Raw genomic sequence first — 25,087 nt, forward strand, 5'->3', positions numbered from 1 at the left:
TCCAGGACGAACGACGAACGCCGGGCCCACCTCACGGTGGACCCGGCGTGTCGCTGCGTTCCAGCTCGGTCAGGAGTTGGGGCGCTTGCCGTGGTTGGCGGCGCCGTGACGGCGCGCCTTGCGCTTGCGTCCGCGCTTGCTCATCGCAGCTCCTCGGGTTCGGGTGATCAGGGCCGTCGTCCATCATCCCACATTCGCCCCTGCACTCAGAGCGCGTCCGACCTTCGGGGATCGTACGCTTAACGGATGCGTGCGATCTACGCAGCTCGACAGGATGCAGCCGCCCCGCTGACGGGTCTGGAGGTGGGGGACCTGCCCGAACCGGCCCCGCCGACGGGATGGGTGCCCGTACAGGTGCGTGCCGCCGCCCTGAACCATCACGACCTGTGGAGCCTGCGCGGCGTCGGCCTGCGTGGCGAACAGTTGCCGATGATCCTTGGTACCGATGCGGTCGGCACTGATCCCGATGGCCGCCAGGTGCTCGTCCACGCCGTCATCTCGTCCACGGACTGGGTGGGGGAGGAGACGCTCGACCCTCGCCGCACGTTGCTCTCGGAGAAGCACCCTGGCACGCTCGCCGAACGTGTCTGGGTGCCGGCCCGCAACCTGATCCCGGTACCGCACTCGCTCTCAGCGGCCGAGGCCGCTTGCCTGCCGACGGCGTACCTCACCGCATTCCGGATGGTGGTGCACGAGGCGCAGGTGCGCCCAGGTCAGCGGGTGCTCGTGCAGGGCGCTGGGGGAGGAGTCGCGACGGCGGCCGTCCAGCTGGCGCTGGCTGCGGGCGCCCAGGTGGTGGTCACCTCCAGGACTGAGGCCAAGCTCGAGCGAGCCCGCATCCTGGGTGCGCACGAGGCGGTGCCGACCGGCACCCGGGTGAATCCGGTGGACGCGGTGATCGAGACGGTCGGTGCTGCCACCTGGGAGCACTCGCTGCGGTCTCTGCGTCCGGGCGGCGTGGTGGTCGTGGCGGGTGCCACCAGCGGGCCCGACCCGTCGGCGGACCTGAATCGAGTGTTCTTCCGCAGCCTGCGGATCCTGGGCAGCACGATGGGCACGGCAGCCCAGCTGGCTGAGCTGGCGGCGATGGTGGAGACCACCGGTGTGCGGCCGGTGATCGACTCCGAGCACGACCTCGGTAGCGAGGCTGGGGTGCGTGCCGCGTTCGAGCGGCTCGACTCCGGTGCAGCATTCGGGAAGGTGGTGCTGACGACCTGAGTGTTTCGCGTGACCTGCGGGTGTGTAGAGCGCTACGGTGTGAGGCACTTCACTGAGCGCTGAGGTGCCGAGGTGAGACCACGAAGGGGCAGAGCATGAGCGAGAGACAGCAATTCAAAGGGCGGCGGGCGTTCATCTTCGCCGCCATCGGGTCCGCCGTCGGACTCGGCAATATCTGGCGTTTCCCGTACGTGGCCTACGAGGGCGGCGGTGGTGCGTTCATCCTGCCGTACCTGGTGGCACTGCTCACCGCGGGTGTGCCACTGCTCTTCATGTACTACGCGATCGGGCACAAGTACCGCGGGTCTGCGCCGCTGAGCTGGCGCCGACTCGGCGGTGGCGCCGAGGCGATCGGCTGGTGGCAGGTCGGGATCTCGTTCGTGATCGCCGTCTACTACGCCGTGATCATCGCCTGGGCGGTGCGTTACGTCGGGTTCTCCGCCACCCAGGCCTGGGGCGACGACGCCGCAGGCTTCCTGCTCGGGGACTTCCTGCAACAGGCCGAGGGTGACGCCGCATTCGAGGTCGGGGTGAACCTGGTACCGGGTGTGGCGATCCCGCTGGTGCTGGTCTGGATATTCGCCCTGATTGTGCACTGGCGCGGGATCCAGGGCGGTATCGCCCGGATCTCGATGATCTTCATCCCCATCCTGGTCGGGATCTTCCTGCTCCTGATGATCTGGTCGCTGACCCTTCCGGGGGCCTTCGATGGGCTGAACGCCCTGTTCACCCCGAACTGGGCGGCCCTGGGTGACTCCAACGTGTGGGTTGCCGCCTACGGGCAGATCTTCTTCTCCTTGTCCATCGGGTTCGGCATCATGATCACCTACTCCGCGCACCTGAAGCGGAAGACGAACCTCACCGGCTCCGGCCTGACGGTCGCGTTCTCCAACTCCGGGTTCGAGCTGCTCGCCGGTGTCGCTGTGTTCGCCACGCTCGGATTCATGGCCCAGGCAGCTGGTGTGGGTGTGGGCGAGGTAGCGGGGGCCGGCATCGGGCTGGCGTTCATCGCCTTCCCCACCATGCTGTCCACCATGCCCGGTGGTCCGATCTTCGGGGTGCTGTTCTTCTTGTCCCTTGTGCTCGCCGGCATCACCTCGCTCGTCAGCATCGTCGAGGTGGTGCTGACCGCAGTGGAGGACAAGTTCGGGATCAGCCGGAACGCGGCAGTGTTCGGGGTGGGCGGTCTGATGGCGATCATCTCCATCCTGCTGTTCCCCACCACCACCGGATTGAACCTGCTCGACGTGGTAGACGCCTTCGCGAACAACTTCGGCATCGTCGGCGCCGGGCTCGTCTCGGTGATCACTCTCGCCTGGTTGCTGCGCAAGCTCCGTGTGCTCGGTGACCACCTCAACGGGGTGTCCTCGTTCAAGGTGGGCATGGTCTGGAAGCTCATGATCGCCCTGGTGACACCGATCATCCTGGGCTTTATGTTCGTCACCGAGATCATCGACCGGATCCAGGAAGGGTACGGGGAGATGCCGTCCGAGTACGTCACCCTCTACGGCTGGGGATCGGCGATCGCGCTGGTCGTCATCGCCGTCATCCTCACGCTCATCCCCTGGCGCAAGGGAGTCGTGGACGCACCGCTGGATCAGGAGGGGAGCGCAAAGCTCCCCGGGAAGGAGGCGTGATGGACGCGAGCGCCGTGATCATGATGATCATCGCCCTGGGTCTGGTCTGGGGTGCGCTGGTCGCAGCCTTGATGCACCTACGCAAGCACCCGGAGGAGCCGGACTCCTACGACATCGACGGCGACGGCAAGGCGGACGCACCGCCGTCCACTTGACCGGGCCCTGGTGGCGAACGCGGGGTTCTGCGGCAACTGTCGCGTCAGGTGCCGCAGAACCCAGCGGTCGGCCCGGCGGGAGCTGGGCGCCAGGTATCAGTCGTCCTGCGGGATGCCCAGCCAGTCGTGCCATCCGTTGTGCAGGACCAGCCAGGTGAGCAGGCCGTAACCGGCTTGCTCGGGGTGCGTCCCGCCACTGGAGGCGAGGTCCGCGAGCCACTGCTCGTGGTCTGCGAGCGGCGCGTAGGTCTCCACGTACGGCACGCCACGGCGGCTGCACACGTCCGAGAACGCCGTCGACAACTCGGCCTGGGCTGCGGCATCGGTGTCCGTGCGCGGCGGCGGACCCAGCACGAATGTGGGGATCTGCCGCGCCGAGGCGTCGTCCAGCACGTTGGCCAGGTTGAGCCGGCTGCGCGCCAGAGTCACGCCGTGCCGAAGGTCGGCCGAGCCGGGGGCCACGACGAGCCGGTTCTCCCCGGGGCCGAACCGGCGGTTGCACTCGGTCTCCCAGCGGGCTGAGAGCGCTGTCGTCGTCTCGTTCGGTACGGGCAGCGGGTAGTACTCCAGCACCTCGTCGCTGCGCGTGCGTGCGGCGACCCGGCCCGTCCAGCCGAGACCCCGAGCATCCCCGACACCGGCGACGAGTTCATCGCCGATCACGCAGATCCGCCGCCGACCGGTCTGTTCCGCGGCGTATGCGCTCACCGGGCGAACGCCTCCTCCAGGAGCGTGGCCTGTTCTGCCTGGTGCACCTTCGCCGTCCCGGCGGACGGTGCGGCTGAGGCAGGCCGGGAGATCACTCGCATCCCGCGCTCGGCGACCACAGGCACGTAGGCCGGCAGTCGGGTGATCAGGTACGTCCACGCGCCCTGGTTCCGAGGCTCGTCCTGTACCCACACGAACTCGGCGTTCGGGTAGCGGTCCAGTTCGGCGACGATCTGCTCGGCATCGAGCGGGTAGAGCTGCTCGATCCGGACCAGGGCCGTGGTGGCGTCCTCCCGCTTGGAACGCTCGGCGAGCAGGTCGTAGTAGACCCGACCGCTGCACAGCAGCACCCGCTGCACGGCGGCGGGGTCGACGCTGGAGTCCCCGATCACGGGCTGGAAGGTGCCCGAGGTGAAGTCCTCGATCGAACTCGTCGCCGCCTTGAGGCGGAGCAGCTGCTTGGGGGTGAACACCACCAGCGGACGGCGCGGGCGCTGGTAGGCCTGGCGCCGCAGCAGGTGGAAATGGTTCGCCGGGGTGGAAGGCTCGGCCACGATCATGTTGTCCTCGGCCGCCAGCTGGAGGAACCTCTCCTTGCGTGCCGAGGAGTGGTCCGGACCTTGCCCCTCGTACCCGTGCGGCAGGAGCAGCACCACCGACGAGGTCTGCCCCCACTTCTGCTCGGCCGCCGAGATGAACTCGTCGATCACGACCTGGGCGCCGTTCACGAAGTCACCGAACTGGGCTTCCCAGAGCACGAGGGCATCGGGGCGTTCCACCGAGTAGCCGTACTCGAACGCGAGGCAGGCGTACTCGCTCAGCGACGAGTCATAGACCCAGAACTTGGACTGGTCCGGGGAGAGATACATCAACGGCGTCCACTCGGCGCCGTTCAAGCGATCGTGCAGGACGGCGTGCCGCTGGACGAACGTGCCACGGCGGGAGTCCTGACCGGCCAGGCGCACCGGGGTGCCCTCCATCAGCAGACTGCCGAAGGCGAGGATCTCTCCGAACGCCCAGTCCACGGCACCGTCGGTGGACATCTGCGAGCGCTTGTCCAGCAACTGGTTGAGCTTGGGGTGCACGTTGAAGCCCTCGGGCGGGCGGGTATGAGCGGCGCCGATGTGCGCGAGCACCTTGTCCGGGACGGCAGTCTGCCACCCGATGATCACCCCGGCGTCCTCCATCTGGGACTCCGGGCGCTCGAGACCGGCCACCTGGGTGGCGGAGGACTGCTGGCCGTCGCTCTTGCGTGCCTCGGTGAAGACCCGCTCCAGCTCGGACTTGTAGTGCTGCAGGGCCTCTTCGGCCTCGTCCTCGGTGAGGTCGCCGCGGCCCACCAGGGCTTCGGTGTAGAGCTTGCGGACGCTGCGCTTCTTCTCGATGAGGGAGTACATCACTGGCTGGGTCATCGACGGATCGTCGCCTTCGTTGTGCCCGCGGCGGCGGTAGCACACCATGTCGATGATGACGTCCTTGTTGAACTCCTGCCGGTAGTCGAAGGCGAGCTCGGCGACGTGCGCCACCGCCTCCGGGTCGTCCCCGTTGACGTGGAAGATCGGGATCTGCAGACCCTTCGCCACATCGGTGGAGTACAGCGTGGAGCGGGACGAGGACGCGCCGGTGGTGAAGCCCACCTGGTTGTTGATGATCACGTGCACGGTGCCGCCCGTGCGGTATCCGCGCAGCTGGGAGAGCTGGAGTGTCTCCGTCACCACACCCTGGCCGGCGAACGCGGCGTCACCGTGGATCAGCAGCGGCAGCACCGAGAATCCGGCCCCGCCGAGATCGATGCGGTCCTGCTTGGCGCGCACCACGCCCTCGAGCACGCCGTTCACGGCCTCGAGGTGCGACGGGTTGGCAGCGAGGTACACCTTCGTGGTGGAGCCGGTGGAGGCGGTGAACGTGCCCTCGGTGCCGAGGTGGTACTTCACGTCCCCGAGCCTTGGACGGTGCGCGGGTCCTGGTTGCCCTCGAACTCAGCGAAGATCTGCGCATAGGACTTCCCGGCGATATTGGCCAGCACGTTGAGACGGCCGCGGTGCGGCATCCCGATGCTCACCTCGTCCAGTGCTTCCTCGGCGGATCGTTCGAGCACACGGTCCAGCAACGGGATCAGCGACTCGCCACCCTCCAGGCTGAACCGCTTCTGCCCGACGAACTTCGTCTGCAGGAACGTCTCGAAGGCCTCGGCCGCGTTCAGGGTACGCAGGATCCGCTTCTGCTCCTCGACGTCCGGCTTCGCCCAGCCGGACTCCAGGCGCTGCTGGAACCACCGACGCTGTGCGCCGTCGTGCAGGTGCATGTACTCCGCGCCGATGGTGCGGCAGTACGAGTTGCGCAGCAGCCCGAGGATGTCGCGAAGCAGCATCTTCGCCTTGCCGCCGAACCCGCCGGTCGGGAATGTACGGTCCAGGTCCCACAGCGTCAGCCGGTGGTTCTGCACGTCGAGGTCGGGGTGCTTGCGCTGCCGGTAGGCGAGCGGGTCGGTATCGGCCAGGAGGTGCCCGCGGGAGCGGTAGGCGTGGATCAGTTCGGCGATCCGCGCCGGCTTGCCCAGGTCGTCCTCGCTGTCGGAGTAGACGTCGGTGGTCCACCGCACCGGCTCGTACGGCACCCGCAGGGCCGCGAACACCCGGTCGTAGAAGCCGTCCTCACCGATCAGCTTGCTGTGCACGATCCGCAGGAAGTCGCCGGACTGTGCGCCCTGGATGATCCGGTGGTCGTAGGTGGAGGTGATCGTGAGGATCTTCGAGATACCCAGTTTGGAGAGGGTCTCCGGTGCCGCGCCCTGGTACTCGGCCGGGTAGTTCATCGCCCCGACACCGATGATCGTGCCTTGTCCCTCCATCAGGCGCGGCACCGAGTGCACGGTGCCGATGGTGCCTGGGTTGGTGAGGGTGATCGTGGTGCCGGCGAAGTCTTCGATCGTGAGCTTGTTGTTGCGGGCCTTGGCCACGACGTCCTCGTACCCGCGCCAGAACTCGGCGAAGTCCATCGACTCCGCGCCCTTGATCGAGGGCACGAGGAGCTGGCGGGATCCGTCCGGCTTGGCCAGGTCGATCGCGAGCCCGAAGTTCACGTGCGAGGGACGTACCTGTCCGGGCTTACCGTCCACTGTGCGGTAGCCGGCGTTCATCTCGGGCATGTCGCCGAGCGCTTCCACCACGGCGAACCCGATGAGGTGGGTGAAGGACACCTTGCCGCCACGGCTGCGGCGGAGGTGATTGTTCAGCACGATCCGGTTGTCCACGAGGAGCTTCGCGGGAACAGTCCGCACGCTCGTCGCCGTCGGGACGGCGAGGCTAGCCTCCATGTTGGTGACCACCCGGGCAGCGGGGCCGCGCAACTTTGCGACCTCGTCGTCGCCACCTGCGTCACGGGGGCCGCCGCCGGTGATGGACCGGGTGTAGGTGGCCGTTGGGGCCTCTGCGGTAGCCATCGGTGGTTCTGGGGGGACGTCACCTTTGACGTTGAGCGTCGGTGGCGTGGTGTCGTTCGCCTGAGCCGTGGTGGCCGGAGCTGGTTCGATCGGCTTGGCCGGGACGACGTGCGGGGTGCCGGACGCAGTCGGCGTGGGGGTGGCGTCCGCCGGAGCGGTCTGGTTTCCGGTGCGTGGTGCTGGCTTACCGGCGGGCTCGGGTGCAGCGGGAGCGTTTTCGACCGGCTGGGACGGTGCCGCAGAGGCGGTCGAGGGCTCAGCGCTCTCGCCGTAGGAGTCCGGGCTCACTTCGCGTGGTGAGTACGACTCGAAGAAGTCCCACCAGGCTGGATCCACCTGCGACTTGTCCTCGCGGAACTGGGCGTACATCTCCTCGATGAGCCACTCGTTCCCGCCGAAGGTCGCCGATGCTGACGTGTCATCGTGGGGTGCCTGCTGGGACACTCGGGGATCGCCCTCTTTCACGTGGTGCGCGTGTGTGGATGTGTGTGGTCCAGCCTAGGCGACGCAGGCGGTGGTCTGCGCATCTTGAGTGCCGCGATTCCGCGATTCGGCTCGGGATGCGGCCGCCGTGAAGCCTCGGGATCAAGGTGAAGTCAACACCCGGTCAGGAGTAGACCTCACCTGTCGGCCGGGGATGTGGCGCCTGCATCGGTTCCGTCCGCCGGCGGATGCGTGCTCGGTCGGGTCGTGGTGACACCGCGTCGCGGACCCGCACCCGGCAGGGTCACGCGGATCATCGCGCCCGAGCCGCGCGGAGGGTCAGCAACGGCGATCGTGCCGCCGTGCAGAGTGACCGCCCACCGGGCAATCGCGAGTCCCAACCCGGTGCCGCCGGTGCTCTGTCCGCTGCGTTGGCCGGGGGCGTTGCCGCGTTCGAAGCGTTCGAAGACTTTCTGTCGATCGGCCACCGGTATGCCCTGCCCCTCATCGAGCACCTCGATCACGACGGCGGACCGGTGGGGTTCTGTCCGTGCGCTGAGCCAGATGGTGCCGCCGGGCGGGGAGTGTCGGGACGCATTGCCCAGGAGGTTCGAGATCACTTGACGGAGCCGCTCTTCATCGGCGCGCAGATGCAGGTCCTCGGGGTTGGTGCTGACCTCCCACCGCAGGTCCCGGCCGGTCTCAGCGGCCGCGTGGCGCGCTTGGGTGACCACATCCTGCAAGAACGGGCCGATGGCGAGATCGTCGAGGTCGAGGTCCGCTGCGCCGGCCTCCAAGCGAGACAGGTCGAGCAGATAGCTGATCAGGCGGGAGAGGCGCTCCACCTGGGTGAGTGCGGACTCCAGCTCCCGCGGATCGGGCTCGACCACCCCGTCGGCCAGGTTCTCCAGCTGGGCACGCAGGGCCGCCACGGGCGTGCGCAGCTCGTGCGAGACGTTGGCAACCATCTCCCGGCGCTGCGTGTCGAGCATGTCCAGGTCGTGTGCCATGGAGTTGAACGCGGCCGCGAGTTGCCCGACCTCGTCCTGACTGTCGGTGTGGACCTGCTGGCTGTAGTCGCCACGAGCCATGGCGCCGGCCGCCGCCGTCATCTCCCGGAGAGGGCGTGTCATTCCGCGGGCCAGAATCTGGGTGAGCACGAGCGAGCACACGAGCGCCACCGGAAAGGTGCGGAGCACCCCGAAGTCGAACCGATCCCCGATCCAGGTGACCAGGGTGAACAGTGCGACCGTGGCACCGATGATCACGATGAGCTTCATCTTGATCGAGCGCACCGGGTCCAGCGGGCGTAGGTCGCCGTAGAGGCCGTCCAGGCGGTCCCGCCAGCTGACGGCGTTGCGCGCGTGCCGAAGGCTGCCAGCCCTCTTCATCGACTCACCTCGATGGCCCTCCTGATCGGAGCAGCTCAGGCCGTGCCTGGTTCGATGCTCGGCTCGAGGGCATAGCCCACGCCGTGCACCGTGCGGATCAGGTCCGAGCCGAGCTTGCGCCGCAGCGCCTTGACATGGGAGTCGACCGTCCGGGTTCCCGAGGCGTCCGCCCAGTCCCACACCTGCGCGAGCAGCCGCTCGCGCGAGAGCACTGTCTTCGGGCTCTGTGCCAGGCACACCAACAGGTCGAACTCCGTCGGCGTCAGATGGGCTTCCTTGCCGTCTCGGCTCACCCGTCGCGCCGCGCGGTCGATCACCAGGTCGCCGAGGGTCAGGGGCAGCGCACCGGAGTCGGAGACCGGTGCATGCCGTGCTCGATCCACCCGCCGCAGTAGCACCTTGAGGCGGGCAAGGAGCTCGCGCATGGAGAACGGCTTGGTCATGTAGTCATCGGCTCCCACACCAAGTCCGATGATCAAGTCCGTCTCATCGTCGCGTGCGGTGAGCATCAGAATCGGGGGTGCCGTGGTGCCCGCTCCGGCGTGCAGCGCCTGGATGCGGCGGCACGCTTCCAGACCGTCGACACCCGGAAGCATCACGTCCATCACGATGAGGTCGGGCTGCAGGGTCTCCGCAGCCCGCACACCGGCGAGGCCGTCGCCGGCCGTGTGCGGTCGCCAGCCCTCCGCCTCGAGGCGGCGGGCAATCTGGGTGGCGATCTCCGGTTCGTCCTCGACGACGAGCACGACGGTGGAGGGCGACCCTGATGCTGCGGCAGGCATGGACACACTGTTCCATATCGGTCTCCGACTGGCTGGTCCGCCTGGCCGGAGCGCCGTGCCGGCGTGTGTTCGTTCACAGTGGTAGACCGGGCGCACCCTGGTCCGTTACGCTTTCGTGATCTGGTTGACACGACCGGCAATGCCCCTCCGGGTCCTGCGGTTGGCGTAAACTGGACTAACTCTTCCCACCATGTAAGACCAGATCAGTGCGCCGCGTCCCTCCGCGGGCTACTGACCATCCTTCTTCGTCCCCCTGCCCGGAGGTTGTGTGAGGCCGCAGCGTGTGTCCGCCCCTGACGCGCTCCCGACCCGACGCCAGCTCCGTGAAGCCGCTCGACGCGGTGAGACGGTGCCGGACCGGTCGTCGACCCCTGGGCTCACCAGGACCGTGATGGCGTCGTCGCCGGCCACCGATGAGGAACCTCGGTTGACTCGCCGCGAGATCCGGCGACGTGAGCGGGCGATGCTCAAGGGGTCCAGTGGTGCTCAGACCGGAGCGGGAGCGGGCGGGAACGTCGCGTCGGTCTCCGAGGACTCGCGCGCTCGGGTCATCGCCGCACTGCCCCTGCCTGCCGTCGAACGACCCGTGCCGGTGGCTGCGAGCGCCGGGACCGCGGCCGAGAGCCGAGCTATTCGGATTCGTCGCACCGCTCGTGTGCAGGAGGCCGCGATCCGCGCGAAGGCTGCGCGTACTGCGCGTTCGAACCACCGATGGCTGCCGCGACTGGCCGTGCTCGGCGCGCTCGGTGCGTTGACGACCGTGGTCCCACTGACCGGGGCGGCGATGCCAGCCACCTCCAGTGATGTCGCGACCGGCCACCCCGTGTCCGCGTCGAGCGCCTTCGAGGTCCTCGCCGCCGGCGGCACGCCAGCTTCCACGGATGCCTCGGCTGCACTGGCTGCGGACCCCCTCGCGTCCCTGCGCTCCCTCGCCTCGGCGAGCCGGAGCGACGCGGACCGCGCACCGAGTGCGTGCGGGACGCGCCCGGTGGACGCCAACGGTGTGCTGGCCTCCGAGGTGGAGACCGTGGCGCCGGAGGTCGTCCAGCCGTTGGCAGAGGGGTCCTACAATTTCACCTCGCGGTACGGGCCTCGGGTGCACCCCATCTTCGGCACTTCTAGCGTGCACACAGGGCTCGACATGTCCGCCGCTGCCGGGACCCCGATCCATGCCGTGGCCGACGGAACTGTGGTGCACGCGGGCGCTGGGCGGGACGGTCGCAGCAGCATGCTCGTGATCATCGAGCATGAGATTGACGGTGAGAAGTACTGGACCTGGTATGTGCACATGTACCCGAACGGGGTCTATGTCCAGGAGGGGCAGCAGGTATCCGCCGGCGAGGTCATCGGTGCGGTCGGTTCCTACGGCAACTCCACCGGGCCGCACCTGCACCTCGAGGTCCACGTCGACGAGGCGCTGACCTCGGTGGACCCGGAGACATGGCTCGCGCAGCGCGATGCCGTGCCGCTGACGTCCGAGACGCTCCAGTGCACCGAGGGCACCCAGGGCTGACAGACACCACCCAGGGCTGACAGGGGGGCGCCTCCTCCTCGCTCAGTCGAGGGTTATTCCCCAGGTGACAGTGTGGCTGGCGCCGGGGGAGAGCCGGACCAGGTCGTCTCCGGTGCGGAACGCATCGGCGACACAGCTCATCGGTTCAGCGGCGAGTCCGGTGCGCTGCGCGGCCACTGCGGCCACCTCGTCTCCAGTGCACATCTGCCAGCAACTCATCGTTCGGTCCATCCACACGGCCGCGGTCCGCCCGTCGGAGCCGCGCAGGCGCAGCCACGAGAGACCGTCGTCGTCGTAGGTGGCGCCGACGAAGGCATCGTCCAGTGCCGTGCGTCCCAGCGAGCGAGGCGCACGGAAGTCGAGCTCTTCCGGCAGGTCGGCTACGCCCGTCGGCAGCAGGCGATCATCGGTGGGGATCCACCGAGTGGCGTCGAGCTGCAGCACGGCGTCGTCGAGCGACCCGGGGCCGGGTGAGAGCCAGGGATGGAAACCCACCCCGTAGGGTGCGTCCGCTGCGCCGATGTTGGTCGCCGTCGTGGTGATCTGCAGACCAGTGGCACTGAGCACGTAGCGCACAGTGATACTGAGCGGGAATGGGTACCCCGGTGTCGGGGGCAGGTCGATGCCGAGTTCGACCGCGTCGTCGGTGTGCTCGTTCGCTACCCAGCGCTGCCACGAGGCCAGCCCGTGCAGAGCGGTGCCGCGGGCCGGCTCCGTCACCGGTACTTGATAGTCCACACCGTCCCACGTGTACCGACCGTCTCGGATCCGGTTCGGCCAGGGCACGAGCACCGCGCCGTTCGAGGCAGGGGGCAGTTCGTCCGCGGGGAAACCGACCACCACATCGCGGTCGGCGACGCGATACTCGCGCAGGTGGGCGCCGACCTCGGTGACGGTGGCGACGGCACCTGAATGGGTGATCTGGAACTGCTGTCCGGTCGGTGGTGTGAGTGGCACCTCTTCACCCTAGCGGCTCCGTTGAGACCTCTCAGTGGTCGACTCTCGCCGAATCGGACGAGAGGCGGCATACTGTACGGACGACTAATCTGGCCGACCATCGGGGGAACGATGAGCACGACCGCGCCGCGCGAGCCTGCCTACGGCACGGAGGTGGGTGGCGACGCTCGCGCGCAGGTCACTCTTGAGGTGCTGGGACGTCAGTCGCACACCATCGTCACCAGGATGTGCGTCGAGGGCCGCTCCGTCGACGACGTCGCCGCTGAGCTGGATCTGGACAGCACACGAGTCGCCGCCCGTGCCGTGCATGCCGATCGGCAGTTCCGCCGCGCGTATTTGGCACCACTCGTCGCCTCAGCCGGGGACGTCGTTTGCGATCGGTTCCGCAAACGAATCCTCGGTGCGGCCATGGACCGGCAGGAGATCCACGACGGCGGTCACGCCCGCCGATGCGACTCCTGCCGCGGACAGGTGGCTGCATTGAGCGCCGGAACGGCGGCGGCCGATCGGTTCCTGGCTCCGCTCACGGCCACTCTCTTCCTCGCCCCGGAGCCTGGCGCCGCGGCGACCGCGTCTGCGACGGAGCCTCCGCCACGACGTCGCGTTGTTCCGTGGCGCATCCCGGTCGGTGTTGCCTTCGTCCTGGCAGGTCTGGCCTTCCTCATCATTCCGTCCCTGACGGCACCGCTGGACCTGGCCGACCGCGACGCCTCCGGACTTGCGGCCGAAGGGATAGCGAACGACCTGTCCGGAGACGCGACCGTGCGTTGGTCCGGTGAGGCGAGCATCACGCCCACGTCGGACGAGACGGAGGATGCCGGATCCACCGAGGATCCCGCCGACGTCGACGATGCCGAGTCGGCAGACGAGAGCGAGCCGAGCGCGACGGAGAGTGGTACTGGATCCCAACCCAGCGACACTGGCCCGACCACGACGGCACCGACCACATCCGCGCCTGCTGCGCCGTCGCCGACGGAGTCGGCGCCAGCGCCGTCGGGGTCCGAGTCGGGTCCGACGACGGCACCGAGTCCTACGCCGACGCAGCCGTCGAGCCCCACGCCGACGCAGCCGCCGACTCAGGAGCCCGCGCCGAGCCCCACGCCGACGCAGCCCCCTGCTCCGAGTCCTACGCCTGCCCCGGAGCCGAGCCCGGAACCTTCTCCGGAGCCGAGCCCCGAGCCTGCGCCAGAAGAGCCTGCAGACGAGGAGGATGAGGACGACTCGGGGCTGATCGGAGACGTGGTCGGGGTGGTGGACGATCTCGTGGGTGGCCTCCTCGGCGGAGGTGACTGAGTGCTGCCCTTTCGCGGGTGCTCATGCGGAGACTGGACCGTCCTGCGGAGGTCGCCGGATGGACGCGGCGCTGCAGTTGGTTGGCAGGTCGATTGTCGATATCTGGGTCAGACCTGACGGAACTCGATCCCAAGAAGTGAGGCGGCGGCACGGTAGTCGTTGGCGCGATGCCCGACCGACAGGGACCAGTGGTGACCGACGCCGGTGGCGGACCATTCGTCGACCCACTCACCGGGGTCGCGCCCGAAGTCGACCCGACTCGTCGTGTTGCCGATTTCCAGCAACGGGCCGGCGACGACGGTTCCCTCCGAGGCGATGAACACCAGACTCCCGTCCCGGTCCTGGCCGAGCCCCAGGAGTGTCACGGGTCCGTGCTGCACGTCGAACTCGACGCTGGCTCCCCACCCGCGCTTGCCATGATAGACGCCGAGCCCCCGAAGTAGCGGGTCGCGGCTCGACACAGCGAGGTGAGCCGGTCCGTCGTGCCCCATCTCGACCACGCCGTCCTCGAAGTTCAGGGCTTGGATCTCGCAGAAGGAACCGCCGGCCCCGACAACCTCGGTCGCCAGCTGCGCAACGGTGGTCCGCAGCTCGTACTCTCCCGTCGTTGGGATTCCCCGTGCGGTGAGCAAGGAGGCGCCGAGAATCATCCCGGCGCCGAGCCGTTCGTGCTGCTCGCCGTTCAGCCCACGGTGGTAGTAGGCGAGCGTGTCGAGCTCGAAATCCTCGACCAGGCGGTCCAGACCGATCGAGACACGTGCACCCCACTCGAAGTCGTCATCGTTCACGCTGTCGTCGCGGGTGAAGATCTCACGAGCGAGAGCCATCCGTTTCTGGGTCTCGGTCTCCGTCGCAGCTTCCACCCGGACCCGGAGGTCGTCGAACTCGAGGACCTCGATGTGCGACCCGAAGGTGGTGGGCAGCAGGGTGAGGTCGGTCGACACGTCGAGCATCCCAGGGTAAAGGTGGCCCATCAGGCCGTGCCGAGCGTGCCTGATCGCGGCACGTACATGAGCGGCGTTGATCCACTGCTCGATGCGACTCCAGGCGGACTCCTGCCGGAGCCAGCCGGAGACGGAGCGGAACTCGATCCCGGCGCGGCGGAACACGTTGCCAACCTCCGGCACCGGGCACTGGCCGCAGTAGGCCAGCCACGCCCCCGTGTCGAAGTTGGCGTGGTCCATCTTCTCGCTGGGTTGAAGGTCGATCACGAGCACCGGGGCGTTCGCGCGTTGCGCGATCGGAAGCACCATCGACGAGGTGAGGTACGTCGTCAGGAACAGGACGATGAGGTCGCAGTCAGTGCGCCGGAGCGTATCGGCTGCGACCGCCCCCTCTGCGGCATCCGAGATGAAACCGACGTCGGTCACCTCGGCATCCATCTGCTGGAACCGCTGAGAGACGTACTGCGCGGACTCCTCGAGCTGAGGGAGGAGACCGGGAAACTGGGGCCAGTAGGTGCCGAGCCCACCGGCGACCAGGCCGACGCGTGGTCTCCGCCTTGTCTTCGGAGCCAGAAGCGGTGTCTGGCCAAGAGCGGGCGAATCGAGGCTGGCGCCGGGATGTTGCATCTGGGGCTCCCTGATCATCGTCGATAGCGGTCCACGGAGGGAACGCAGCGGGGATTTAATGGATTAAAATCAGCGTAGTGGCTGTCTCTGATTTGTCAATGGACCCATCAGGGGAGGTCAGGGAGCCGAAGACCGCACGACGAGCGAAGGGTCGTGCAGGACCGCCTCGTGGTGGTGCCGCTTGCCGGCGGACTCGATCTCGCCGAGGAGCAGGTCGACGGCAGATCTGCCCAACAGATCCTTCGGCTGACGGATCGTGGTGAGCGGGAGCAGGGACTCGGTCGCGAGCGCGAGGTCGCCGTAGCCAACCACGGACACCTCGTCGGGTACCCGTACTCCTGCCCGGGCAAACCCGCGGATTGCACCGACCGCCAGCTGGTCGTTCGTGGTGAAGACACCGCCGGGGGTCTGCGACGCCAGCTCGAGGGCGGCGGTCTCGCCGGCCTCGATCGTCATTTCCGCCACTGTCCTGGTGATGAGCTGGTCCGGATCGAGGCCCGCTGCGCCGAGCGCGGCGCGTGCGCCGGTCTCGCGCTCCAGGCACTGGGGAATGTCGAGCGGTCCATTGATGATCGCGACGGCGCCGGTCGTCGTCTCCAGCAGGTGACGGACTGCGAGGAAGCCGCCACGCTCGTCGTCGATCGCGACCGAGCACCCGTCGTCCACGGGCCATCGACGGTCCACCAGCACGGGATGGGCGTCGACGAGGCGAAGGCGAGCCAAGCGGGAGGTGTCCGCTCCGAGCGGGACGACGATTGCGCCGGCGGCCCGTTGCTCGGCGAGCATCGTGAAGTGGGCCATCTCGACCTCGGCGTCGTCGCCGCTGACGCACAGCGCCATCACATACCCGCGTTCCCGTGTCGCGGTTGCGACCACCTTGGCAATCGCGGCATAGAACGGGTTGACGATGTCGGGCACCACCAGACCGATCAGGCGTCCGGACCCGTTGCGTAGGGCAGAGGCGGACCGGTTCGGCACGAACTGCAGCTCCTCGATCGCGGCACGAACGCGTGCTTGGGTGGCCGGCGCCACCATGTGCGGTCGATTCAGGGTATTCGAGACCGTAGCGGTGGACACTCCGGCCCGCTTCGCGACGGCAGCGACGCCCAACTCGTGCGCTCGCTTCTTAGTGGCCACGGAGCTTCCTGTCGACGGATCTGCGCATCAGCATGAGCGTAGCCTGTCGGGAGTTCTCCTGTTCCTACCGGATTTCCACGGACTGCGGACGGCCCTCCGTGTCTCGGCCCGGTCCTCGTGCGTGTGCTGCCCGTGCCGATGTCGACAGACGGTGCGATATCGCGAGGAGGCTTCGCTGGAACCCTGCGGCCGTCACGACCACTTGGCTCGCTGCTGCGTACCCGCTCGATGAGCGATCGCAATATGCCTGCTGGTGGTGCACGGGCTCACCCACGGCGAAGCACGGCGGGAGCACGCGAGCACAGCAGGTCTTGACGAGCGACCCGATCGGCCCCTACGGTCTATTTAATCGAATAAATCCGAACGAGCGGCACTGCCGCCCAGTCCAAAGGAGGACACGGTGACACAACGATCATGCCGCTATGCGGCTACAGGCGGGTCTGGGTACCGCAACCGACGCGGCATCGTTGGGGCGGCCTCCGCTGCCGCGCTGGCATTGGCGCTCGCTGCGTGCGGGGGAGTGGGTGAACAAGGCGGTGATGACACTGCAGCGGTGACGTTGGAACTGGTCGGGAACCAGGATCAGACGGAGCCGACCGAGGCGCTCGTCCGGGCGTACGAGAGCGAGAATCCGAACGTCAGGATCGAGACCTCCTACCTGCCTGTCGATCAGGCGCAAACAGCATTGAGAACGCGGCTCGGCGCCGGGAACGCCCCGGATCTTTTCGTTGCGTGGCCAGGCAATGGCAGCGCGATGTCCACCGTGCAACTCGCACAGGCCGGCCTCCTGGAGCCCATCAGCGGGCAGGAGTGGTTGGACGGAGTGCCTAGCTCATTGAGGTCTTTGCTCGGGCACGAGGGTGAGGACTATCTATGGTCCGCCGGTGTGACCGTCATAGGGACGATCTACAACGAGTCTGTGTTCGACGAGCACGACATACAGATACCCCAGACGTGGGATGACCTGCTGGCGACATGCGCACAGTTGCAGGACATCGGCATCGCACCCTTCGCCTTGGCTAACCAGACTCCGTGGGTTACGCAACTGGTCAGTTACGCAATCGCACCATCGGTTGCGTTCGGGTCGAATCCAGATCTTGCTCAGGAGATGATGACAGGGGAGGCAACGTTCTCGAATTCCGGTTGGAGGCAAACCCTGCAGCAGTACATGGAGATGGACGAGCGCGGGTGCTTCAATGACAATGCCAACGGAACGACGCTGGAGCAGGCAATCAGTATGCTTGCCGACGGCGACGCTGCGATGATGGTGCAGGTTTCGGGTATCTATCAGCAGGTAGAAGAAGTCTCTGAGGGGCGTGCCGAGTATGCAATGTTCCCTTTCCCTGCATCGGGCAATTTCGAAGATCTGCGCATTCCAGCGGGGATCAGTTCGGGCTTGGTCGCGAGCCCCACGGGAGATCACGTCGAGGTCGCGAAGGATTTCCTCAGCTTTGCAGGGCAAGAAGAGCAGATGGAGATGTTTGCGGCGGCCAACTCTGCACTTCCGTTTGTTGTTGAAGATGCGACGTCGCTGGACCCGATACTGCAGCCATTCGTTCCCTACATGGAAAATGACATGGCCATACCGTTCATGGACCAGGAATGGCCCAACGCGGAGGTTCAGCCGACGCACTTTGCAGTGATCCAGGAACTGTTCTCGGATGCGATCACCGTCGACGAGGCGCTCGAGAAGCTGGATACGGCATACGCCGGCTGATTCTCGTGGCTAATTCCATGAATTCGCGCGCCTCGCACAACAGGGCTGTAGACCCGTCAATGAGAACTACTAAACGACTATCTAGATCATCGACCAGGCCTCCGTTCTGGTTTGCCATCCCGGCCCTGACTGTCTATGCATTCGTGGTGATCTACCCTTCACTGTCGGGAGCGGTCTATGCTTTCACTGATTGGAGTGGGCTGGGTGAGGATCTGCAATTCGTGGGGCTGGACAATTTCCGAAGCATCTTCAGCGATGGGCAATCGTTGGATGCACTGTCCAATGCGATCCTGCTCACCGTGATGATCGTGGTCGTGCAGAACGGTGTCGGCCTGCTGCTGGCGCTGGGAGTGAATGCGCGACTCAAGGCCAGAAATGTGTTGAGGACAATATTCTTCGCGCCGGCTGTGGTCAGTCCAGTTGTTGTCGCTTTTCTATGGAAGTACCTATTTGACCCTAGGCAGGACCAGGGAATTAATGCGATTCTCGGAATGATTGGCCTCGATTTCTTGCAGCAAGATTGGCTCGGTGATCCTGACATTGCGCTGTGGGCAATTGGAATGACGATCGTTTGGCAATTGGCGGGATACTCTATGGTTATATTCTTGGCTGGTCTGCAAGGTATACCTAAGGGTCTGTATGAGGCAGCGGCCCTTGACGGGGCAGGCCCTTTCTGGCGGTTCCGCTCGGTGACGATTCCGATGCTCGCGCCGGCCATCACCATCGTGGTGATGCTCTCGACCATCGGGGGCCTCAAGCTGTTCGATCAGGTATTCGCCATGACCAATGGTGGTCCCGGATATGCGACGGAGATGCCATCTACTCTGATATACAAAGAGGCATTTGTGTATGGAAACTACGGATACTCGACGGCAGTAGCGCTAGTCCTGACGCTCCTGGTAGGAACGATCGCACTGGTGCAGTTGCGATGGTTGCGGAGCAAGGAGACTGAGGGATGATGTCGAAATACAGGTTCCGCACGCTTGCCTTGGAAGTCGTGATGATCGGCGTGGCTGTGGTTTTCCTGCTGCCGGTCTACATCCTAGTTTCTCTTTCCTTCAAGTCCGCGCAGGAGATTAACGCAGGAGGTCTTGGTCCGCCTGCCGACCTCTATTTGATGAACTATCCCGAAGCGTGGGAAGGGGCTTCGATGGGCGCAGCCTTCTCTAACTCGATGGCTATCACAGTGGCGAGCCTCGTTCTGCTCGTGGTGCTCGGTTCGTCGGCGGCGTACTACCTGGCTCGGGTGAAGAGTGGACTCAGTCACGGATCGTACCTGCTATTTCTCGCTGGAATAGTGCTGCCGTTCCAGCTTGCGCTGGTTCCCTTGTATCGAATGGTGCAGGATGCGGGGCTGCTCGGGACGTTCACCTCGATGATCGTTTTCTACGTCGGTTTACAAATGCCCTTAACGATCTTTTTGTACGCCGGGTTTACGCGTGCTCTGCCGGCTGAGTACGGGGAAGCGGCACTCGTGGATGGAGCGAGTCATCTGCAGAGCTTCGCGCGAATCACGTTCCCGCTGCTACGTCCGATAACGGGTACTGTGGTGATTTTGAATGGCGTGTTCATATGGAATGATTTTCTCACGCCGCTTCTGTATCTCAATGGATCTGGAAACGAGACTCTTCCAGTGGTGATCTACGCATTTGTGGGGCAGTACCAGGCTGAATGGGGTCTTGTCTTCGCTGCGGTCGTGTTGGCAGCTTTGCCGATGCTGGTGGTTTTCCTGGCGCTGCAGCGGTACATGATTCGAGGTTTCGCGAGCGGGCTCAAGGGGTGACCCGGGCTCTGAGCTGCGTTGCTGTGCTGGGGGCCTGAGGTGGTCTAGTGCGGGTACAGGTTCGGGGGCGAGGGTGCATTGTTGTCGCGCCCTACCTGAACGTCCGCGTGATGAACGATTGACATTCGAGAGAGGCGCGCGGTTCGCGCCTCGAGAGAGGAAGAAGATGACCCCCGAACTCGACAAGTTGTTTGTCGACCCGCCCCGGACCTTCGGGCCGAATCCGCTGTGGTGGTGGTCGGGTGCGGCTGTGACGGCTGAACGACTAGCGTGGCAGATGGAGCGTTATGACGAGGGGGGGATTCATAATCTTGTGGTTATCAATCTGGCGCCGGCCGGTCCTCTGTTCAGTTCGGTCCCTGATGACCCGCCATGGTTCAGTGAGACGTGGTGGGACCGTTTCGTCCAAACATGCGAGATCGCGTCCGACCGTGACATGAAGGTGTGGTTCTATGACCAGATCGGATTCTCGGGTGCGAATATTCAGGGCCGGATCACCGGCGAGCACCCTGAGGCTACCGGTAGCACGCTGAGGTCACGTATTGTTCGGGTTGATGGCGGGGGCGTTCTGCTTGACGGCAACGAAACACTGATCGGGGCCTATCGTCTCTCAGACGAAGGGCGCCTCGAGTGTTCCTCGGACGGTAAGGTCGAAGGGGTCGGTACCGGGAGCGAGGTTCGGATCGTCACTGTTGTACCCACCGCGTTCGACTATCTTGACCCATCGGCCGTGAGTCTGCTGTTGGATCTGGTGCACGGGGAGTACGACCGGAGAGTTCCGGAGTATCTGGGGAGTGTGATTCCTGGCAGTTTCCAGGATGAAGCGCCTGCGACGAACGCTTGGACACCGCGACTCGCGGAGGAGTTCACGGCACGCTGTGGCTATGACATCCTTGACCATCTCCCGTCGCTCTTCACAGGGACAAGCGCAGAAGCGCAGAAGATTCGCAGTGACTACTACGCTGTGAGGGGTGCACTGGCGGAGGCATCATTCTTCCGGCCGCTAGCTGAATGGCACAGTGAGAGAGGGATGATCATCGGTGCTGACCAATTCAATCCCGCTCGCGCCGGATATCCCACTCAGTCGACGCAGCTGTACACCGACTACATGCGTACCCATCGCTGGTATGGCGCGGCTGGGAGTGACCATCAGGGCGACTCGAAGATCCATTCCTCCCTTGCTCATCTCTACGAGCATGAGCGAGTATGGATCGAGTCGTTCCACTCGAGTGGGTGGGGTGGGACATTGGAGGATACCTACGACTGGCTTCTACCGTTTTTCCGGAGTGGCGCAAACCTCTACAACCCTCACGCCAGTTATTTTGGCACAGCGGGAGGTTGGTTTGAATGGGCGCCCCCGTCGACCGACTGGCGCCAGCCGTACTGGCAGCAGTATCCGGCTTTCTCGCGGGCGGTTGCGCGAATCGCATCGATGCTGTCATGGGGAACGTATGATGCGGATGTCACTGTGCTGTATCCCACGAGTACCGCGCAGGCGGGGCTCACCCTCGATGTCCCCGTGGACCACTTCGGTGATGGCCAGATCGGGACGGACGCCTACGAAGACGTCGACAGCGCACAAACGGTATATCTCGACCTGGTCGGCACCAACGACTGGTTCGATACGCGTATTGGTGCTCTCGACCGAGCTCGTGTTGCCTTTGACGTCATCGACGACGACTCCCTTGTTCGCGAGGCGTTGGATGGCGCTTCTATCGTAGTAGGTGCGCAGCGCTATCGTGCGGTGATCATTCCATCGATGACCGTGCTTGAAGAGGCGACGGCGCGGCGGTTGGTTGAACTGTTGGATGCCGGGGGGCGCGTGGCCGTTGTCGGGATGGCTCCTCGTCTGGCGGCGGGCCGCTCCGGTGATGACAATGTCGTGCAGGCGCTGTCCGATCACCCCAGTGTTGAGCGATACGGGAACGTCGTGACCGCTGCTGAGGCGTTCCAGAGCCTTGCAGGTCATGCGGTGAGCGACGTTCCGGTACTCGTTCGTCGGGACGGCATGAACGGCCTTGCCTTCGTCACGGGCGCGTTCCCGAATGCGAGTGGGGACCGTCGAACGGAGGAGACGGGTTGGCTGTGGCCGGACAACACGTTCGACTCGAACCTGTATGCGGATAACAGATGGCTACGAGTGGCGGCGCCAGTGGTGGAAGCCACCGTCTTGAACCCGGCGACGGGTGAGAGATCAACTCCGGTCATCGAACCAGACGGAGATGGCAGCATCCTCCGATTCGTCACGGGAGGCGCACCTGCGGTTCTGGTCACCTGGACCGAGGGTGACAAATCTGCGTCGCGTCCACGGCCGGAGGTAGGGCCAGGTGGGAGCTGCACGGTCGACGGCCCGTGGACGGGAACACTCGTTCCGACGCTCGACAACACGTGGGGCGACCTCGCCCTCCCGATGGGTACTGATGTCGACGCACTGCAGATCTGGTCGTTCGACTGGCGCGAAGGTCGGTGTGTGGAATGGCGGCGGGCGAAGGCCACGTACGGCAACCGCGTGCGGAAGCAGGGGCCGATCCCGATCGCGGAGGCGCCCGATCCGCTTGACTCCTGTGCGGTTGCGCGGATCAGGGCTGGAGAGCAGAACCTCGCCGAGGATTGGGAAGTCTCGGTGTTCTCGAGTAGTCGCGGTATCGAGAAGCCTGGGCTTGGGGCGCTAGGGAACAAGGGACTTGTTCCGGAGGAGTTCATTCACGTAGGAGTGCCCAAGGCCGGTGAAACCGCAGTGGTCAGAACCCTCGTCGAGAGCGATGTGCGTGGCGAAGCGGACCTTCTCGTGTACGCGGGGCAGAGAAGACAGTCTGGTGGAACGGCACCGAGGTGGCGCGCACCGATGCCAACATCGCGACCGCCCGCGTCACGGTCGAGGACGTGAATGTTCTCGAGTATCGATTGGGCGAGAGTCGCAACGCTCCCGGAGCCACAGCCCGCGGCGACGAGTATCTTGGCTGTGGCTTCACTGTCACCGCGCCCGACACGTTCGAAAGCCGTCCTGCCTTCATGCGCCTCCCCGAGGGTCTTGTTCCGGACGGTGCGGTGAGGTTTGAGTCGTCCGTGACGATGCCAGCGGATGCCGAATGGTCGCAGCTCGTCGTCGGCGCCGCCGTCGGCGTCACGGTCCTCATCGATGACGTGGTTGTCGCGCGACAGGCGAAGGTTGAGTACTACGAGTCCGAGTGGGGCGCCAACCCGGCGTATTTCTCACACGACATCGCTGACCTGCTGACGGCCGGATCGCATACGGTCACGATCGTCGCGCAAAGCGTGAAGGCGAACGATGTTCTCTTCGTCGACCTTGTCACAACGGTCGGGGAGCGCACTGTCACTCTCGTGAGCGAACCCGGATGGACCGTGACGACCGGCGGCGTCCAAGGTCAGACGATCGAGCACCTCGGCCACTGGGACGACCCGGCGTCGACTCGTGCTGCGCTACGAGCGCACCCGCTTCCTGACGCCGAATGGCTCAGGGGAGTGCCTCTCGTTGGTCGGACCGTACCCGGCTTCCGGACGTCCGACTCGGTCGAGCGCCGTGCGCAGTATTACCGCTTCACCGTGCCGGCCGGTACGCGCGAACTCGAGATCCCGATGATCGTCGACGCTCGCGTGAGAGTTGACGGTCGCGAAGTCGGGTGCGAGGAGGGGCGCGCCGTCCTCGACGCACCGCTCAAGACACCGAGCAGGGTGGAGATCGAGACGGACGAAACGGCCTTCCACCGCGGTGGTTCGGCCTTCACAGGTCCAATCCGTGCGACGGTCGACGAAGCTCCCATTCAGCTCGGCGACTGGCGGGCAATTGGCCTCGCGTCATGGTCCGGGGGGGTGCAATACAGCACCGACATCGAGGTTCGCGCCGATGCGACGGCTGCCGTGCTCGATCTTGGTGGCGCAAGGGGAAGCATGCGCATCGAGATCGATGGCGACGTGGTTGCTGATCTGTTCTGCGCGCCCTACCGCGTGGATATCGGTGATCGGCGAGGACTCTTGCACGTGACCGTCACAGTCAACAACACGTTGGGTCCGTTCCTCCATGAGTCGACGCCGACGTCGTGGGTGTTCCCTTCCCAGATGGCTTCCGGACTCTACGGTCCGGTGACTTTGCACATGCAATGACCCCGTCATACCGGGGCAGAACTCCATCGTGAGGCACCCGGATCCCTTGACCCATCCTCGGAGCAAGGGTTCCCGACCTTGCGAAGGCTCAATCCGAAGCGATAGGTCGAATGTCTCAGGCTTGGGCAACGCAACTCACGACATCTGATCAGGTATCTGTCCGGTTCTCGGTCTTCGCCTCACTGGTATCGGGGCGATCCTCGGCCGACCCGCCTTGATATTGTCGGGCTACAAGCACAGAGGACAGATGACACCTCGGCTCACCCGACCCAAGAGCAGAACGGGTGACCCGATGGGGTTCACCCGTTCGCGGAGTCGTGAACTGTCACAAAGGGTGCCCCCGGCGGGATTCGAACCCACGACCTTCTGCTCCGGAGGCAGACGCTCTATCCACTGAGCTACAGGGGCTTTCGCCGCGCTGGAGCCTATCAGGATGGAGCGGTCGGACTGAAATCGACCGACGTCAGGCTTGTCCCCGTGCGCGCCCGCGCTCGATCTCACCTGACCGGAGTCGCCGTCACGGTCCTACGATGGCTTCCGGGCGCATCGCGTCCTGATCCACCTGAGAGGAGACGCGATGACACAGGCACCCGGGACCAACGACCCGACCCCGCCACCCGGACCGGAACCAGGAGCGCCGTCGGGAAGGCGTGGAGCGCTCGCGGTGGTCGGTGCCGTCGTGGGCGGACTGGCACTGCTCGCCGCACTGATCGTCGGCGCGGTGGTGCTGGTCGACTCCCGGGACGAGCCGATCGAGACCGATCCCACGCCCACGGCTAGCGACACTGCCCCGGAGCCTGCCGGTGAGTTGCACGAGATGCTGCTCGAGGACGCCGATGTGGTCACCGACGCCGACGGAGAGACGTGGCTTCTGGACGAAGCGGGCTGGGTCGAGTCGCCGGATACCAGCGCAGAGGCGGTCGAGGCCTACACCGGAACGTTCGCCGCTGACTCCGGGGCGGTCACCCTCACGGCGCTCTCCTTCGCCGACGAGGAGGCTGCCACGGCGTACCTGGACCAGGTACGTGAGGATTCCGGGGAGCCGGACTACGAGGGTGCAGTCTGGGAAGACGGCAGCGGCACCCGCTTCGACTACGAGTCGGGGGAGGAGAGCACCGTGTACTGGCGCGACGACGCCTCGATGCTGGTCTTCTCGGTTGCCGGGCCCACCGGGGCTGCTGAGTCCTTCTACGCGGGATTGCCGTTCTGACGTCCGACGCTGAGCGCGCCGAGCCGCC

The 25,087-nt window shown here is 65.7% G+C and carries 18 protein-coding genes, 1 tRNA gene and 1 pseudogene; 11 read left to right on the top strand and 9 right to left on the bottom strand.

Going from position 1 to position 25,087, the window contains the following annotated elements; genetic code table 11:
• Positions 1–69: 69 nt before the first annotated feature.
• Positions 70–144, bottom strand: coding sequence for a 50S ribosomal protein bL37 (locus tag BLU77_RS23300; protein WP_420853348.1), 75 nt, complete (start codon positions 142–144; stop codon positions 70–72).
• A 102-nt stretch (positions 145–246) separates the two neighbouring features.
• Between BLU77_RS23300 and BLU77_RS20890 the strand changes: the two genes are divergently transcribed.
• The 3 genes from BLU77_RS20890 to BLU77_RS20900 all read left to right on the top strand — a co-directional run bounded on the left by BLU77_RS20890 (position 247) and on the right by BLU77_RS20900 (position 3,010).
• Positions 247–1,218, top strand: coding sequence for a zinc-binding dehydrogenase (locus tag BLU77_RS20890; protein WP_089775367.1), 972 nt, complete (start codon positions 247–249; stop codon positions 1,216–1,218).
• A gap of 95 nt (positions 1,219–1,313) precedes the next feature.
• Positions 1,314–2,855, top strand: a complete 1,542-nt coding sequence (locus BLU77_RS20895) for a sodium-dependent transporter (RefSeq protein WP_089775369.1) — start codon at positions 1,314–1,316, stop codon at positions 2,853–2,855.
• The gene (locus tag BLU77_RS20900; RefSeq protein WP_089775371.1) at positions 2,855–3,010 is read left to right on the top strand and encodes a methionine/alanine import family NSS transporter small subunit; all 156 of its coding nucleotides are present in this window, start codon (positions 2,855–2,857) and stop codon (positions 3,008–3,010) included. The genes BLU77_RS20895 and BLU77_RS20900 overlap by 1 nt, the downstream gene beginning before the upstream one ends.
• 96 nt (positions 3,011–3,106) lie before the next feature.
• Here BLU77_RS20900 and BLU77_RS20905 read toward each other — a convergent pair whose 3' ends face one another.
• The 4 genes and pseudogenes from BLU77_RS20905 to BLU77_RS20920 form a co-directional block, all read right to left on the bottom strand.
• On the bottom strand, positions 3,107–3,718 hold the full coding sequence (locus tag BLU77_RS20905) for a GDSL-type esterase/lipase family protein (RefSeq protein WP_089775373.1): 612 nt from the start codon (positions 3,716–3,718) through the stop codon (positions 3,107–3,109).
• A pseudogene (locus BLU77_RS20910) lies at positions 3,715–7,529 on the bottom strand (multifunctional oxoglutarate decarboxylase/oxoglutarate dehydrogenase thiamine pyrophosphate-binding subunit/dihydrolipoyllysine-residue succinyltransferase subunit). The gene BLU77_RS20905 and the pseudogene BLU77_RS20910 overlap by 4 nt, the downstream one beginning before the upstream one ends.
• Positions 7,530–7,780: 251 nt before the next feature.
• Positions 7,781–8,974 (bottom strand): sensor histidine kinase, encoded by a 1,194-nt coding sequence (locus BLU77_RS20915; protein ID WP_089775375.1) that lies wholly within the window; start codon positions 8,972–8,974, stop codon positions 7,781–7,783.
• Between the two features lie 35 nt (positions 8,975–9,009).
• Positions 9,010–9,756, bottom strand: coding sequence for a response regulator transcription factor (locus tag BLU77_RS20920; protein WP_089775376.1), 747 nt, complete (start codon positions 9,754–9,756; stop codon positions 9,010–9,012).
• 427 nt (positions 9,757–10,183) lie between these two features.
• Here BLU77_RS20920 and BLU77_RS20925 point away from each other — a divergent pair, with 427 nt between their 5' ends.
• On the top strand, positions 10,184–11,269 hold the full coding sequence (locus BLU77_RS20925) for a M23 family metallopeptidase (RefSeq protein WP_139177877.1): 1,086 nt from the start codon (positions 10,184–10,186) through the stop codon (positions 11,267–11,269).
• A gap of 42 nt (positions 11,270–11,311) precedes the next feature.
• Here the strand turns inward: BLU77_RS20925 and BLU77_RS20930 are convergent, their stop codons facing one another.
• Entirely contained in the window at positions 11,312–12,226 is a 915-nt protein-coding gene (locus BLU77_RS20930; RefSeq protein WP_089775380.1) for an aldose 1-epimerase family protein, read from the bottom strand.
• Positions 12,227–12,337: 111 nt separating this feature from the next.
• Between BLU77_RS20930 and BLU77_RS20935 the strand changes: the two genes are divergently transcribed.
• On the top strand, positions 12,338–13,519 hold the full coding sequence (locus tag BLU77_RS20935; protein ID WP_089775382.1) for a hypothetical protein: 1,182 nt from the start codon (positions 12,338–12,340) through the stop codon (positions 13,517–13,519).
• 107 nt (positions 13,520–13,626) lie between these two features.
• Here the strand turns inward: BLU77_RS20935 and BLU77_RS20940 are convergent, their stop codons facing one another.
• Both BLU77_RS20940 and BLU77_RS20945 read right to left on the bottom strand, forming a co-directional pair.
• On the bottom strand, positions 13,627–15,090 hold the full coding sequence (locus tag BLU77_RS20940; protein WP_089775384.1) for an L-fucose/L-arabinose isomerase family protein: 1,464 nt from the start codon (positions 15,088–15,090) through the stop codon (positions 13,627–13,629).
• Between the two features lie 117 nt (positions 15,091–15,207).
• Entirely contained in the window at positions 15,208–16,227 is a 1,020-nt protein-coding gene (locus tag BLU77_RS20945) for a substrate-binding domain-containing protein (RefSeq protein WP_217632526.1), read from the bottom strand.
• 400 nt (positions 16,228–16,627) lie between these two features.
• Between BLU77_RS20945 and BLU77_RS20950 the strand changes: the two genes are divergently transcribed.
• The 5 genes from BLU77_RS20950 (at position 16,628) to BLU77_RS22450 (ending at position 23,849) form a co-directional block, all read left to right on the top strand.
• Complete coding sequence (locus BLU77_RS20950; protein ID WP_175477274.1) at positions 16,628–17,944, top strand: ABC transporter substrate-binding protein; 1,317 nt, start codon at positions 16,628–16,630, stop codon at positions 17,942–17,944.
• Between the two features lie 146 nt (positions 17,945–18,090).
• Positions 18,091–18,903 carry a carbohydrate ABC transporter permease gene (locus BLU77_RS20955; RefSeq protein ID WP_217632527.1) on the top strand — a complete coding sequence of 271 codons (813 nt, stop codon included), beginning with the start codon at positions 18,091–18,093 and terminating at the stop codon, positions 18,901–18,903.
• On the top strand, positions 18,900–19,727 hold the full coding sequence (locus BLU77_RS20960) for a carbohydrate ABC transporter permease (RefSeq protein ID WP_217632528.1): 828 nt from the start codon (positions 18,900–18,902) through the stop codon (positions 19,725–19,727). Before BLU77_RS20955 ends, BLU77_RS20960 begins: the two co-directional genes overlap by 4 nt.
• 166 nt (positions 19,728–19,893) lie before the next feature.
• Positions 19,894–22,614, top strand: a complete 2,721-nt coding sequence (locus BLU77_RS20965; RefSeq protein WP_217632529.1) for a glycosyl hydrolase family 2 protein — start codon at positions 19,894–19,896, stop codon at positions 22,612–22,614.
• Positions 22,560–23,849, top strand: coding sequence for a hypothetical protein (locus BLU77_RS22450; RefSeq protein WP_217632530.1), 1,290 nt, complete (start codon positions 22,560–22,562; stop codon positions 23,847–23,849). The genes BLU77_RS20965 and BLU77_RS22450 overlap by 55 nt, the downstream gene beginning before the upstream one ends.
• Before the next feature lie 335 nt (positions 23,850–24,184).
• Here BLU77_RS22450 and BLU77_RS20970 read toward each other — a convergent pair.
• Positions 24,185–24,257: transfer RNA gene (locus BLU77_RS20970), tRNA-Arg, on the bottom strand.
• A gap of 169 nt (positions 24,258–24,426) precedes the next feature.
• Between BLU77_RS20970 and BLU77_RS20975 the strand changes: the two genes are divergently transcribed.
• Entirely contained in the window at positions 24,427–25,059 is a 633-nt protein-coding gene (locus BLU77_RS20975) for a hypothetical protein (protein ID WP_139177878.1), read from the top strand.
• Positions 25,060–25,087: the final 28 nt, after the last annotated feature.

Origin of the sequence: Ruania alba (assembly GCF_900105765.1) — a bacterium.
GTDB lineage: Bacteria > Actinomycetota > Actinomycetes > Actinomycetales > Beutenbergiaceae > Ruania > Ruania alba.

Bases quoted from the DNA above. Each gene is read 5' to 3' on its own strand.
- BLU77_RS20965 (WP_217632529.1), top strand. From the start codon at position 19,894: ATGACCCCCGAACTCGACAAGTTGTTTGTCGACCCGCCCCGGACCTTC.
- BLU77_RS20900 (WP_089775371.1), top strand. From the start codon at position 2,855: ATGGACGCGAGCGCCGTGATCATGATGATCATCGCCCTGGGTCTGGTC.
- BLU77_RS20935 (WP_089775382.1), top strand. From the start codon at position 12,338: ATGAGCACGACCGCGCCGCGCGAGCCTGCCTACGGCACGGAGGTGGGT.
- BLU77_RS20940 (WP_089775384.1), bottom strand. From the start codon at position 15,090: ATGCAACATCCCGGCGCCAGCCTCGATTCGCCCGCTCTTGGCCAGACA.
- BLU77_RS20975 (WP_139177878.1), top strand. From the start codon at position 24,427: ATGACACAGGCACCCGGGACCAACGACCCGACCCCGCCACCCGGACCG.
- BLU77_RS20960 (WP_217632528.1), top strand. From the start codon at position 18,900: ATGATGTCGAAATACAGGTTCCGCACGCTTGCCTTGGAAGTCGTGATG.
- BLU77_RS20920 (WP_089775376.1), bottom strand. From the start codon at position 9,756: ATGCCTGCCGCAGCATCAGGGTCGCCCTCCACCGTCGTGCTCGTCGTC.
- BLU77_RS20915 (WP_089775375.1), bottom strand. From the start codon at position 8,974: ATGAAGAGGGCTGGCAGCCTTCGGCACGCGCGCAACGCCGTCAGCTGG.
- BLU77_RS20895 (WP_089775369.1), top strand. From the start codon at position 1,314: ATGAGCGAGAGACAGCAATTCAAAGGGCGGCGGGCGTTCATCTTCGCC.
- BLU77_RS20890 (WP_089775367.1), top strand. From the start codon at position 247: ATGCGTGCGATCTACGCAGCTCGACAGGATGCAGCCGCCCCGCTGACG.